At 34.3% G+C, this 14009-nt stretch carries 15 protein-coding genes; 10 read left to right on the plus strand and 5 right to left on the minus strand.

What is annotated here, in order from left to right; genetic code table 11:
• Positions 1–20: 20 nt before the first annotated feature.
• A complete protein-coding gene (locus tag ESZ54_RS11685; protein WP_136137834.1) occupies positions 21–587 on the minus strand; it encodes an NADPH-dependent FMN reductase in 567 nt (188 codons plus the stop codon).
• 14 nt (positions 588–601) lie between these two features.
• Positions 602–1669, minus strand: coding sequence for an LLM class flavin-dependent oxidoreductase (locus tag ESZ54_RS11690; protein WP_136137835.1), 1068 nt, complete (start codon positions 1667–1669; stop codon positions 602–604).
• Between the two features lie 178 nt (positions 1670–1847).
• Here ESZ54_RS11690 and ESZ54_RS11695 point away from each other — a divergent pair, with 178 nt between their 5' ends.
• The 5 genes from ESZ54_RS11695 to ESZ54_RS11715 all read left to right on the plus strand — a co-directional run bounded on the left by ESZ54_RS11695 (position 1848) and on the right by ESZ54_RS11715 (position 5299).
• On the plus strand, positions 1848–2357 hold the full coding sequence (locus ESZ54_RS11695; RefSeq protein ID WP_136137836.1) for a GNAT family N-acetyltransferase: 510 nt from the start codon (positions 1848–1850) through the stop codon (positions 2355–2357).
• A gap of 2 nt (positions 2358–2359) precedes the next feature.
• On the plus strand, positions 2360–2809 hold the full coding sequence (locus ESZ54_RS11700) for a GNAT family N-acetyltransferase (RefSeq protein WP_239433811.1): 450 nt from the start codon (positions 2360–2362) through the stop codon (positions 2807–2809).
• A 228-nt stretch (positions 2810–3037) separates the two neighbouring features.
• Complete coding sequence (locus tag ESZ54_RS11705; RefSeq protein WP_136137837.1) at positions 3038–3769, plus strand: methionine ABC transporter ATP-binding protein; 732 nt, start codon at positions 3038–3040, stop codon at positions 3767–3769.
• Positions 3766–4452: a methionine ABC transporter permease gene (locus ESZ54_RS11710; protein ID WP_136137838.1), complete on the plus strand. Its 687-nt coding sequence runs from the start codon at positions 3766–3768 to the stop codon at positions 4450–4452. The genes ESZ54_RS11705 and ESZ54_RS11710 overlap by 4 nt, the downstream gene beginning before the upstream one ends.
• A 19-nt stretch (positions 4453–4471) precedes the next feature.
• Positions 4472–5299, plus strand: a complete 828-nt coding sequence (locus tag ESZ54_RS11715) for a MetQ/NlpA family ABC transporter substrate-binding protein (protein ID WP_420824371.1) — start codon at positions 4472–4474, stop codon at positions 5297–5299.
• A 104-nt stretch (positions 5300–5403) separates the two neighbouring features.
• Here the strand turns inward: ESZ54_RS11715 and ESZ54_RS11720 are convergent, their stop codons facing one another.
• From ESZ54_RS11720 to ESZ54_RS11730, 3 genes are all read right to left on the minus strand, one after another.
• Positions 5404–5856 (minus strand): GNAT family N-acetyltransferase, encoded by a 453-nt coding sequence (locus tag ESZ54_RS11720; protein ID WP_136137840.1) that lies wholly within the window; start codon positions 5854–5856, stop codon positions 5404–5406.
• A gap of 82 nt (positions 5857–5938) precedes the next feature.
• Positions 5939–7129 (minus strand): multidrug effflux MFS transporter, encoded by a 1191-nt coding sequence (locus ESZ54_RS11725; protein WP_136137841.1) that lies wholly within the window; start codon positions 7127–7129, stop codon positions 5939–5941.
• Positions 7130–7310: 181 nt separating this feature from the next.
• Positions 7311–9023: a helix-turn-helix domain-containing protein gene (locus tag ESZ54_RS11730; protein WP_136137842.1), complete on the minus strand. Its 1713-nt coding sequence runs from the start codon at positions 9021–9023 to the stop codon at positions 7311–7313.
• 66 nt (positions 9024–9089) lie between these two features.
• Here ESZ54_RS11730 and argF point away from each other — a divergent pair, with 66 nt between their 5' ends.
• From argF to ESZ54_RS11755, 5 genes are all read left to right on the plus strand, one after another.
• On the plus strand, positions 9090–10028 hold the full coding sequence (gene argF / locus ESZ54_RS11735; RefSeq protein ID WP_136137843.1) for an ornithine carbamoyltransferase: 939 nt from the start codon (positions 9090–9092) through the stop codon (positions 10026–10028).
• 183 nt (positions 10029–10211) lie between these two features.
• On the plus strand, positions 10212–11726 hold the full coding sequence (locus ESZ54_RS11740) for a YfcC family protein (RefSeq protein ID WP_136137844.1): 1515 nt from the start codon (positions 10212–10214) through the stop codon (positions 11724–11726).
• Positions 11727–11762: 36 nt separating this feature from the next.
• Positions 11763–12617 carry a dimethylarginine dimethylaminohydrolase family protein gene (locus tag ESZ54_RS11745; protein WP_136137845.1) on the plus strand — a complete coding sequence of 285 codons (855 nt, stop codon included), beginning with the start codon at positions 11763–11765 and terminating at the stop codon, positions 12615–12617.
• A gap of 20 nt (positions 12618–12637) precedes the next feature.
• A complete protein-coding gene (locus tag ESZ54_RS11750; protein ID WP_136137846.1) occupies positions 12638–13624 on the plus strand; it encodes an NAD(P)-dependent oxidoreductase in 987 nt (328 codons plus the stop codon).
• A 91-nt stretch (positions 13625–13715) separates the two neighbouring features.
• Positions 13716–14009 (plus strand): amino acid kinase family protein (locus tag ESZ54_RS11755; protein WP_476718463.1); only part of this gene is annotated, 294 nt, incomplete at its 3' end.

Genomic DNA, 14009 nt, shown 5'->3' on the forward strand with positions numbered 1-14009 from the left:
ACTCGAGGTTCTTTTTGTTGTTAAAAATCATATTTATCTTCTGTAGTTTGCCAAACATTTTCATATGTTTGTGCAAGTACAACTGTATCTTCTAATAATTGTGTCAATCTCATTTGAACTTCTGGATTGATAATTTCTTGATTGATGATATCGCGATCTTCAATGAAAACGTACCTTGGCACGATATTGGCTTTCATATAATTTAAGATTGGTTTGAGTTGAGTTTCACCCACCAAATAGTGCTTTGGTGAACCAGCAGTCATAATAATCCCAACTGTCTTTCTTTCAAAGGCTTTTTGTGGCAGTAAGTCAAAGACATTCTTCAAGCTACCTGGAATTGAGGCTTGAAAAGTAGGTGAACCGATAAAAATAATATCAGCTTCCATCAGTTTTTTTGTGACATGTAGCGTATCTTGATCGTAATCAAGATAGTTTCGTCCATCACTAAAGTCAATTTGTAATTTTTTTAAGTCTAGTAATTCTGCCTCAATTTTAGGGTATGTTTGTTTAAACTCTTCGAGTAGTGAAGACATACTGGTTATTGTTTTAGTTCCAACTTGTGATCCAGATAAAAAGATAGCTTTCATGATATTTATCTCCATTATTTTTTAGTATATTTTTTTACAGCAGGCATAATTACCTCGCCTAATGTGATGATGTTTTCTTTAATCTTATCGACAGGGACACCACCAAAATCAAGTTGTCCCATGTAACGTTGTTGCCCAAAAATTTCATGGTGTGCGATTAATCGTTCAATGATTTCGTTTGGTTCACCAATATTGATAATGCTTGATGGGTCAGTCGCATGAGCAAAAGCTTGTTTTGGGAATCCCTGTCCATTTGCTTGTTTCATACCTTCGTTAATATGTGGATAGTATTCTCGCATTGCCGTTTGTTTATCTTTTGCAATATAGAAGAATCCAGAGGTTGCTATCGGTAGTGACATTTCATCAAAACCAGCGCCTCGAGCAGCTTGACGATAACCATCGATGGTTCGTTTGTAGATTGATGTGGGTCCACCTAGCATTGCGAGATTCATTGGAACACCCGCTCGTCCTGCTGCTACCGCACTTGATAGGCCTCCACCAACTGCTCGCCAAATAGGTAAACTTCCTGAAGTTGGGCGAGGGATGATATGAGCGTTTTCAAGCGGAGCGCGATATTTTCCTGACCAATTAACAAATTCATTTTGGTTTATTTTTAAAAGTAAATCAAATTTTTCTTCAAACAACTCTTCATAGTCTTCTAGGTCATAGCCTAGTAATTTGAATAAGCCTACCCTTGATGCACGCCCACCCACAACTTCAACTCGTCCATTTGATAATAAATCAATTGTTGAAAAATCTTCAAATATTCTCACGGGATCTGATGTGCTTACAATGGTTGCGCCACTCGATATTTTAATGTTTTGGGTCGCAGCAGCAATGTTTGAAAGAATAACACTGTGTGCTTGAGCGACAAAGCCATCTTGATGACTCTCACCAAGCATGAAAACGTCAAGGCCAACGTCATCTGCCAAAACAGCCATCTCTTTTATTTCTTTAATTCGTTCCTGAGCTGTCAATAGTTTACCATTATGCGGATTTCGCATGTGTTCACCTAAGGAATACACACCAAACTCCATTCCTTTTGATTGATCAAATTTTGGTAAGTAATTTTTATTTTCCATATCTAGACCTCCTACGTAAGCTTACAAATAGTAAGTGATTATGTATTGATTATGCCGAATTTGTCGTTGAAAAACAAGTTATTTGTTTGAGAGTGTTATCAAAGATATTTTTAGTATTTTAAAGTATAATTGTACGCAGGAGGAGTCGAAAAGAAGAATATAAGGGAGTGTAATCTGAATGAAGAATTTAACAGATAGTATCAAGTTGGTAGAAAATATCGATGTGACTTTTGATAAATTTAAGTCTATCCCATTTTTAACTGATGATGTTATTTACTTGGTATGTATTAATAAAGTACCATTTGATGCGGAAAAGAATTTTGATCCTTATTATGAATTTTATATTTGTAAAGAAGGCGAACAAATTGGTGGGATGCGTTTAAGAGTTGGAAATTCTGCGACCCTACTATATCCGGGGCATATTGGTTATGAAATTCGAGAAGAGTATCGTGGTCAAGGATATGCGGTTAGAGCTTGCGAATTATTATTTGAGGTGGCAAAAATGCATCAAATGTCAGGTATTTTGATTACGAATGATATTGATAATTCAGCTTCAAAAAGAGTGTGTGAAAAGTTGGAGATGGATTTGTGGGGTGCTTTTAGGGTTCCTAAAGAGCTTGAAATGTATGATCCAGAGCATGATACAGTAAATGTTTATTTTAAAAAATTAGAAAAAGGAGAGGTCTAATTGTGACTTACTTGGTTCGTACTTTTAATAAATCTGATGAAAAAGAGGCAATTCAACTATACATTGATATTTTTACCAGAGAACCCTGGAATGATACTCTAAGTTTTGAACAAATTGAACTCTTTTTTAATCGAATTCAAGCGATGAATACTTTTCTTGGTTTTGTCTTAATTGAATCTGAAACTAACAAATTAATTGGTGTCAGTCTAGGCTTTGTTAGACCGTGGTATCAGGGATTACAGTATCATTTAGACAGTTTGTATATCGCAAATCAATATCAAGGTCAAGGTTTAGGCAAAGAAATGTTGACTCAAATTGAACATGAATTAAAAGCAAAAGATATTTCGGCAATAATTTTGGATACCGAAAGAGAACAACCTGCAGAATTTTTTTATCAAAATAATGGTTTTGTATCATTAGATGAATCAGTTCTTTATGCAAAATCGTTTTAAAGTATTATTAATAATAAACAAAAATGTTTTTAATTAATATGGTTTATAAAAAACACTAAAGTAGTAAAAAGCCTTAGCAAGTTAGGTTTTTTAACTACTTTGGTATTTTTTGTTACTTAGAAAATTTAAGAGAAAAGCCAATTCAATTTGCTAAATTTGTGAAATTGAGTAAGATATTGACTGTACGAGGGACGCCTTGGAAAAAAATAGAATCTTAGGATGAGTCATATGATTGAATTTATAAATGTTTCAAAAGATTATCTGCAGACAAATATTAAAATCAAAGCTTTACAATCTATTTCACTAACTATTAAGCAAAGTGAGTTTTTTGGCTTAGTCGGAACTAGTGGTTCAGGCAAGTCAACCTTACTTCGGTTGATTAATGGTTTAGAGAAACCAACGAGTGGTGAACTATTCATTGAAGAACAATCACTGACTTCTTTAAAAAAGAGTCAAAAACGTGAAATGGTTCAGCAAATGGGGATGATTTTTCAACATTTTAATTTGCTTCAAAATAAAACAGTGGCCCAAAATGTAGCTTTATCTTTAAAAGTACAGGGTATTAAGGATACTTCAATCGTTTTAGAGATGCTGAAATTTGTTGGAATGGAAGAACTTTGTAATAAATATCCAAGTCAGCTGAGTGGTGGTCAAAAACAGCGCGTTGCAATTGCAAGAGCCTTGGCTACAAAACCTAAAATTTTACTATGTGATGAACCCACATCAGCTTTGGACGAACATAACAGTGTTGAAATAATGGCATTGTTAAAAAAAATTCAAGTTGAATATGGTACGACAATCGTATTTGTTAGTCATGAATTAGAGTTAATTAAAGCATGGTGTGATCGTGCAGGAATTATGGAAAACGGAGAGATACTTTCAGTCGTCGAAGTCGTTCATCAAACAAAGACAACGCAAACCGATTCTTATTATGAACGAGCATTGGAGTATTTAACATGACAGAATATCTATTAAAAATGAGCCAATATCAGGCCGAAATTACGACGGCATTAATGCAAACACTGGTGATGATATTGATTTCAATGACTGCAGCAGTTTTGATTGGACTCCCAATGGGAACGATGATGTATCTAAAAACAATTCGCTATTCAGAAAGCCGTAAGACGAAGATTATTTCTCAAGTATTAAATCTCTTTGTTGATATTGTACGATCATTTCCTTTTCTATTATTTGTGGTCTCGATCATTCCGGTGACACGTTTTATTTTAGGAACATCTTTTGGTACGACAGCCGCCGCTTTTCCATTGTGTTTTGTCGCAATCGCAAATTTTGCCCGCATGGCAGAACAAGCACTGCTTGATGTACCTAGAGAGACAGTTGAATTGGCTAAATCATTGGGTGCTTCAACATCGCAATTGGTTTTCAACTTTTTATTTGTTGAAGCAAGATCAAGTTTAGTGTTGAGTTTTACGACAGTAACTATTGGAATGGTTTCTTATTCGACAATCATGGGTGTTGTCGGTGGTGGTGGAATTGGTGACTTTGCCATTCGTTATGGTTATCAGTCTTATGAATATGAATTAATGTATACCACAATTGTTGTGATGATTATCAATGTGATTATCATTCAAAAATTGGGTACACAGTTAGCAAATATTTTAGATAAAAGAAAATTATTTTAGGAGTGTCAAAATGAAAAACATGAAACGATTTATTTTTGGTGTGTTAGGTTTAAGTTTATTATTAGTTGGTTGTGGGAAAGGCTCAGGTTCAACAAAAGAAGTATCAAAAAATGAGAGTGAAGATAAAGTAATTACCGTTGCTTCAGCAATTGATTCAACTGAGAAGATTTTAAAAATTGCTGAGAACGAAGTTAAAAAAGAGGGTTATACAATTAAGATGGTTCGTGTTAATGATAATGTGCAGTACAATAAACTATTGCAAGACAAGGAAGTAGATGCAAACTTCTCGCAACATGGTCCCTTTATGGAAGCATATAATAAAGCCAATAATGCAAATTTAGTTGTAGTTCAAAAAGTTTATGATGCAAGAGTCGGTTATTATTCAAAAGATTATGACAAATTGGCAGATCTTCCTGATGGTGGGAAAGTCGCAGTGCCAAATGATAAATCAAATCAAGGACGTGCACTAGCAATTTTAAACGATGAAGGTTTAATTAAACTAAAAGATGGAGTTGGTTATGATGGCACTGTTAAAGATGTTGTTGATAATCCAAAAAACTTTGAGTTTGTAGAATTAGATTTATTAAATTTAGCATCTGCTTATGATGAAAAAGGGATGGTCCTAGTTTATAATTATCCGACATATCTAACAAAAATTGGTTTAACTCCAGAAGATGCGATCCTTTTAGAAACACCATCAGATCATCATTTTGCGATTAGTGTTGTTGCTAGAGAAGACAACCAGGATACTGAAAAAATTAAAGTTTTGAAAAAAGCAGTCGCCAGTGATGCAGTACGTGATTATTTTGAAAAAGAAGAAAAAGTGGCTCTGATTCCGTCATTCTAATTAAAATAGAATAGGAGAGAAGTGTTCGGCTTATTTCTAGGATCCAATTTGTTTAAAAAAAGAGAGTATGACTTTTATGTCATACTCTCTTTTTTATTTGGTTATTAAAGTTCTTTTGTAAAGTAGGTATATGTGCTTAGTTCAGAAAAATCTTGTTGTTTATAAAAATGTGCTGCAGGATAATCTTTACCTGTTCTTAAATTGATAGTAGGTATTTCTTTCTTTTTAATTGCGGCTTCAAGGCTGTTCATGAAGAACTGGCCAAGTTTTTTTCCTTGATATTGGTTTGAAATATAAAAACTATCGATGAAGAAATATGACCCTTTAAACCAAAAGGCTTCATATCCGAGACAGGTACCAATTATTCTTTCAGTTTCACTTTCAATTAAGAGGTATCCTAGAAAAGTATTCATTTTATAAAGTTGATTAAAATACTGTTCAACTTGATTTACAGTTAGAATGTCATTCCAAGGTTCACTTGAAAAGACAGTGATGTATAGTTGAACGGCTTCGTCAAAATCCTCGCGTTTGATTTCTCGAATGTAATAGGCTGCCATCTTCTTCACTTCCCTTCACTAAGCACTTATCGTTAAGCTGATTATAGCATGTTGCTAAAAAAGGAGCTAACACTACTTGAACTTACTTAAATTCTTTTGAAAATGTGACAATGAACAACATGATAAATGAACCAACAAATAGTAATGGTAACATCATGATTGAACCATTGTGGATGATACCCATCACAAAGGTAAATAAACTAACAATAATATAATACACCAAACTTAAAAAGGCACCGGCTGTTCCAGCTACATCAGAGAATTTAGCAAGTGCAAGACTTAAACAATTTGGTAAAGCTAGTCCAGTTCCAATCAGAGTGATAAAGATACCAAGAATAAATAAAATAGTCGTGATTTTTAAAGGCATGTCAATTAGCGAAATTGCTAATAAGAATAGACTACCAAATAAAGCAAACGTAATCCCAAAACGAATAATTTTGGTTGGTTCGAATTTAGTTAATAATTTTTTTGATAGTAAGGCTCCAAGTATTGTGGCGCATGCGACAACGATTCCCATGAAACCATATTGAGATTGCGAAAAGCCGAAAACTTCAATGAAAATGAAAGGTGCCTCAGCATAATAACTGAATAAGACGCCATTTAAGACACCGATTAAAAGACAGAAAATTAAGGTGTAACGACTGAATAACATTTTCTTACCAACGCCAAAGATAAATGAGGCATTAAAATGTGTTTTCTTTTCAATCATTGTTTCCGGTAATTTTCTATGTGTCCAAAGTAGTAATCCTGCACCCAGAATAACTAAAGTGAGAAATACAGCACGGAAACCAAAGTATTGTCCAATATAACCGCCAATTAACGGTCCTAGGGCTGGTGTAAAGGCTAGTGCTGCTGAAATTTGCGCAAATAATGTATGTCGCTCGTTTCCTTGGTAGTGTTCACGTAAAATTGTTTGTGTTGTTACAGATCCAGTACTGGCACCAAATGCTTGAACAAAGCGTCCAAGGAAGAGAATACTCACGTCTGTAGAGATGTAACAAATGATACAGCCAATCGTATACACCAATATGCCATAAAGCATTGCCGAGCGTCGTCCGATAAAATCAGAAATAATTCCCCAAAAGAAAACGCCAAAAGCAAATGAAAGAAAATAGATGCTTAATGTAAGTTGTGCGACGTTCATTGTAACGCCGTATGCACCGGCAATATTTGTTAGCGATGGTGTAAAGATGGTTTCACTCACCTGAGGAAAACCAACGAGACAGATTAACAATAATAAACTAATTTTTTTTGTGTTGATGTTTTTTTCCATAATAAAACTCCTAAACTTAATTTAATCTGAGAAAAAAACATCCATTCCAGGGAAACGGCGGAATCATGATTTTTATCCATTCATAAAAATTCATAACTTCACCCCTTTCTACAATTACTACATTATACACGAAAGGAGTGAAGTTGCAATTTTTATTATTCAATTTTATAAAAAATAAAGATTATTGTTCGCTTTCTAAAGGACTCTTCATTTGATTCAAACGCATAGCAAGATAAATATTCATTAAGTCATTGCTATTTTTTAGATTGACATTTAGTAAAGATTCAATTTTTTTAAGTCGTGCTCGCAATGTGTTTTTATGAATGAAGAGTAAATCACTAGTTTTGTTGTGGGAAAAATTATTCTCAAAATAGGATTGGAGTGTTAAATACAGTTCTCCAGATTGTTCTGCATCATATTCGAGAATCGGTTTTAAAAAGCGATCACGAATTTGATCAATAAATAGTTGGTTGACACTGCCAGACTCATCAGTAAAAAGTTTGAGGATGCCAAGTTTTTTATAGAACTGATACTTGTCACTAGCATTACTTTTTTCTAAGAAGAGGACAGAATGTTCAGCTTCAGTCCAAGAACTTTTGAGTTGGTAATAAGGATAGCGGTCTCCAATCCCAATATAGAAACGATTATGGTTGAGAAATGTTTCTAAAAAATTTGATAATGAATGAACAAAAAGATCTAAATCTTTTTGCGAGTCACCAATTAATAGTACCCAGTAGTTATTTTTAGAGAAAATCAGCGTATTTTCATTGGTAAAATAACTATCATAAAATTGTTCTGAGAATTCCGAGAACAGTTTTATTTTTTTTATCTTGTCGCTATTATCATAAGTATTTAAATTTTTTATTAATACTACTTGGTAGTGCTCTTCTAATCGTTGTCCGAGAATCAAGCTAAATTTACTCCGGCTTTTCGGAGCGGGCTCTGTTAATTCTAATAGCTCTTCAAAGGCTAGGTCTTTGTAAATAAGATTAGTTTTGATGACATCTTGATAAAAAGATTTCTTTAAGTGATAGATAGATTGAATCGTTTCAACTTTTGAAAGAATATCAGCTTGAATGACGTTTGTTGTTTCGGGAACTTTTAAAATAAGATAAAAGATTTCATCCCTTACTTCATCATTTTTGATTAAAATCAATTGATTTTGTTCGTTATTCTCAAGGCAGTGATAACGATAACCTTGAACCAGTCTTTGATTTAGAGTATAGCCAAGTAACTCTTTGTGACGTAAATCTTGTGGTGTTAGAGAGGCGATTGCTTCTTTCCAATTAAAGCCATAGGATTGATCGATTAAATTTAAATTTTGATCGGCGAGGGCAATCGATAAATCAGTCACTTCTTGAATCGAAGAGCATAGATCATTGAGTCCTTTATTTGTGCGTAAATATTTAAGTAACATCCGGTGAAACATTTCAGTTTCCTTCAATATATTGACTTGTTTATCAGATTGTAGTTTTTGCACGGTAGAAGTGACTTCACTCCAAGCAAATTTATCGTCAACGAAAATCATCGGAATATTATAGTGCTGTGAAGCCTCGATGGTTTCTTCGGTAACGAATTTTTTAAATTTTTTCTTGGAAATAATTCCGGAAATACCTTTATCAGCTAATTGCTTGATAAATTCCGTATCGAAGTGCGTTTCCATGAATCGCCCCATAATAATCAATTCTTTGGGATGAATCCATTCCACAATATCTGGGATATCCATAATCGTAACGGTGTTAACGTTGTTTAAGATCGAACGCTTATTACAGATAATATCTGCCGTTAAAAAGGTTTCGTGCTTTAGTAATTCTTTGACAGTAATTTCGATATTAATAGCATTTTGCCCCTTCCATTGTACAATCAAACAAATTGAAAACGGTTTATTGTACATTTGTACAATTCATTCTAACGCAAAAAGAAGCTAAGATAAAGCCATAAAGTTAAAGGAGAGATACATATGAGAAACCGTTTCAAAGGAAAAAATTATTTAGCATTTAAGGATATGACAAAAGAGGAGATTGAATTTATTACTGATCTATCTTTAGATTTTAAACGCAAATGGACAGCAAGAGAGCCCCATGAATATTTCAAAGGTCAAGTATGGGCTGCCTTGTTTGAAAAAAATAGTACACGTACACGTAATGCTTTAGAACGTGCTGCTGCTGACTTAGGAATTAAGATCGTTTACTTACGTCCAGACGAAATGCAAATGACTCGTGGCGAGCCTTTAAAAGATACAGCTCGTATTTTAGACCGTTACTTTGATGGATTATTCATCCGTACATTCGGACATGAAGTTGTTGAGGAATGTGCTGAATGGATGCAAAACCCAATCATCAATGGTTTAACTGCTTTAGAACATCCAACTCAAGGGATTGCCGATTTAATGACAATCAAAGAAAAATTTGGAAAATACGAAGGTCTGAAAATGTGTTACGCAGGTAACCTTTACAACGTTGCTTATACAACAATGATTTTCTGTGCAACATTAGGCATCGATCTTTACTTAGCTTGTCCTTCAGAATTAAAACCAGATCCAGAAATTATGGCTGAAACTGAAAAACGTGCGAAACTTTCAGGTGCTAAAATAGTCTTCACAGAAGACTTTGACGAAGCACTTAAAGATGCAGATATCGTTTATGGTATGTCTCAATATAGTATGGGTCAACCTGAAGAAGAAATCGCACACCTTAAAGAAATCTTTGCACCATACCAAATTACAATGGACGCAATGAAAAAAGCTAAAGAAAGTGCAATCTTCATGCACTGTCTACCAGCTCACCGTGGCGAAGAAGTAACAGATGAAGTGATGGAATGTGCTCAATCAGTTATCTTTGACGAAGGTGAAAACCGTATGCACTCAATTAAAGCAATTTTAGCAGCTGTTGCTGACTAATCTTCATTTGAATAGCTTTAAGTTGAGCGAATGAAAACTTAAGACGACATACTGATGAAAGACTAGTTTGTCGTCTTTTTATGAAAAAAATAGGAAATCTACTTTGCTAGAACAAAGGGTAACGTTCACTCACTCTTCCAAGCAGGAAATTTAAGAGTGACTGTTAGGAAAGAGGTAGACTTAATGGAAAATGTCGAAAAGAAAAAAGAGAAGAAAAAGTTTAAATCCCCCAATACGTATGTCATCATTTTTGGAGTTTTATTAATTGTTGCCATTTTAACGTGGTTTATTCCTGGGGGTAAATATGAATTAGATGAAGCAGGACGTGCAATTGCTGGAACGTATACACGTGTTGATGCCAACCGTCAAGGTTTATGGGACGTCATCATGGCACCGATCATTGGGATGGTTGGGAATGAGCAAGTTTCAGGTGCGATTACAATTTCACTGAACGTGATGTTGTTTGGTAGTTTCTTAGAAATGATGGACACAACTGGTGCAATCAATATTGCGCTTAAAGGTGTGGCTCGTAAATACCAAAAGAACTACTTTGTCTTGATTACTGTTTTAACATTTATTATGGGTATTTTTGGAACTGTTCAAGGGGCATATGAAGAAGGATTCGTCTATCTTTTAATGTTTTTGCCAATTATTTTAGCACTTGGATTAGATACGATTGTCGCACTAATGATTGTTATTTTCGGTACACAAGCCGGAAACGCAGCATCTATTGTCAACCCGTTCTCGACAGGTATTGCTTCGGGAATTGCAGGTATTAGTCCTGGTGAAGGTATTATTTATCGTACGATTGTCTTCTTCGTTTTAATGGGTCTTGTCTCATTAATGATTTGTCGTTATGCCGCTCATATTCAAAAACATCCAGAAAAATCTGTTCAATATTTTAGACATGAAAAAGATATTGAAGAGTTTGCTGGTGGCGAAGAAGAGATTGGTGAATTAGACAAAAAACAAAGTAAAGTCTTTATGTTATTTGTTTTAACATTCGCAATCATGATTGTTTCATTAATTCCATGGACTTCGTTAAATCCCAACTGGACGTTCTTTGAAAGCGCTACTAAATGGTTAACGAATGCACCAATTATTGGCACAATCTTAGGTAGTTCATTAGTACCATTTGGTAGTTGGTACTTTAATGAAATCAACGGTCTTTTAATCATCATGACTTTCCTTGTTGGTAAAATCATGGGATATAGCGTTGATAAAATTATTAACATCTTGATTAAAGGTGCAGCTGCACTTGTTTCAACTGCATTTATTGTACCTCTTGCTAGAGGGATTCAAGTGATTATGACTGATGGAAATATTACGGCAACTGTTTTAAACGCAACAGAAAGCACAATTGGTAGTTTACCACCAGTAATCTTCATTATCGTTTGTTTTTTAGTTTACATCATTATGGCAATGTTTATTCCAAGTTCAACAGGACTTGCAGCAGCAACAATGTCAATTATGGCACCATTAACAATTTTTGCTGGTCTTGAAGAATCTTCAATGATTTTAGTTTATAACTTTGCCTTAGGATTCGTTAAACTATTTGCACCAACTTCGATTATTGTAATGACGTGTACGCAAGCTGTACATGTGGATTACGGTTCTTGGATCAAAGCAACTTGGAAATACTTAGCATACTTTTTCCTAGCTTGCGTCGCATTCTTAGTGATTTATGTTTTAATATAAAAATATTTAGATAAATTGAATTGGAGGAAGTTAGAAATGTCAGAACAATTTTACGTAAAAAATGGTACTAATGTCTTAGAAAAAGTTATGGTGTGTTCACCTCGATTCTACAAGTTTAATGGAATCAACGACATCACAAAAGCATGGATGGAAAAAGGTGAAACTGAACAAAATGAATTAATGGTGAAAGAATGGAATACACTAGTTCAAGCATACAAAGACAATGGTGTTGAAGTTGTTGAAGTTGATTCATATAAAGAATTAGAAGTTCAAACATTTGCACGTGACTTTGGTGCAATGGTTAAAGAAGGCGCGATTATTGGTAAATTCCGCCATCCAGCTCGTCAAAAAGAAACTGAAATTTACGAAGCTAAATTAAAAGAAATGGGTATTCCAATTATTGCTCGCTGTAACGCTGGTTGTTTTGAAGGTGGCGATTTCTGGATGATCGATGATCATACATTAGCATTTGGTTTAGTTGACCGTACTGATAAAGCAGGTGTTGATAACTTACGTGAACAATTAGAAAAATTTGGATATACAGTTGTTGGTGTTGAATCACGTCCAACAAACTTACACTTAGATATGATTTTCAACATTGTAGCACCTAAAGTATGTATTGCTGCAACTGATGAATTACCATACCAATTCTTAGAAATGTTAAAACGTCGTGACTTCAAGATTATCCATGTTCCAAGTGAATTAGTCTTTAAACATGGCTGTAACGTTCAAGCATTAGGTAACGGAAAAGTTCTAGGTATTGAAAACAATAAATCTGTGAACGAAGCAATGGAAGCTGAAGGCTTAGAAGTTATCAAATTACCTTTAGAACAAATTCTTAAAGCAGGTGGCGGACCACACTGTATGACTTACCCTGTTAAACGTAGCTAGTCTAGAAAGGACGCGTAAGAATGAAAATTGTAATTGCGGATTATCCAGATTCAATGATGCCAACACATGATTACGAACGCGAAATTCTAATTGAAGGACTTGGCGAATGTGAAATTGTTGTCTATGAATATTCTGATGAAAAAAGAGCAGAATTTTATGAAGTGATCTCAGATGCAGATGCCATTTTAACAGCATTTACAAAAATTGATGCAGAAGCAATGGATCATGCTAAAAATCTTAAATTAATTTCTATGAATGCAACAGGTTTTGACAATGTTGATTTAGCTGAAGCGAATAAACGTGGTATTGGTGTTTGTCCGGTTGGCGAATATTCGACAATTGATGTTGCGGAATTTACAATCATGCTCATGATTAGTTTGGTGAAAAACGTTAAGGCTTATATTCAAGATATTGATGAAAACCATAAATGGCGTTATGATGTAAAACCACCAAATCAACGTTTAGAAGAGATGACACTAGGCATCTTTGGTTTTGGTAAAATTGGTAAAGCTGTTGGAACAAGAGCAAAAGCTTTAGGCATGACGGTTATTGCTTGTGACCCATACGTTGACCCAGCTATTGCTAAAGAATTAGGTGTTGAACTAGTTTCTAAAAATGAACTACTAGCTCAAGCTGATGTCATTACGAATAATATGAATCTTAATGAGTCAAATCAATCATTCTTTGATTTAGCATTGTTTAAAAAAATGAAGAAAAAACCATTCCTTATTAATATGGGAAGAGGGGCTAGTGTAAACGAAGACGACTTAAAAGTTGCTTTAGAACAAGGATTGATTAAAGGTGCTGGGTTAGATCTTTTAGCTGATGAAACACCAGATTTAGCAAATCATCCTCTGGTTGGTTTATACAATGTGATTATTACACCACATGCAGCCTTCTATTCAGAAACATCATTAAGAGAATTACAACGTTTATCAACCCAAAATATTGTGTATTACTTAACTGGTGAAAAAGATAAAGTATTCAAACTTGTAAGTGATAATTAATTTGTTACAATTAATGTATTAGTTTTGGAGGTCAACCCGTAGGGGTGACCTCTACTTTTTATGGAATAATATTATGAAATGAGGAATAAGAATGGAAAAGAAAGTCGTTGTAGCTTTAGGCGGAAACGCAATTTTATCAGATGATGCAAGTGCACAAGCACAACAAGAAGCATTAATCCAAACATCAAAACACTTAGTAAACTTAGTTAAGAGTGGTTATAAATTAATCATTTCTCACGGAAATGGTCCTCAAGTAGGTAACCTTTTATTACAACAACAAGCTGCCAACTCTGAAAAAAATCCTGCAATGCCATTAGATACTTGTGTGGCAATGACTCAAGGTAGTATTGGCTATTGGTTAGCTAATGCTATGGAAGCAGAATTA

The organism is Vagococcus silagei (assembly GCF_004795745.1).
GTDB lineage: Bacteria > Bacillota > Bacilli > Lactobacillales > Vagococcaceae > Vagococcus > Vagococcus silagei.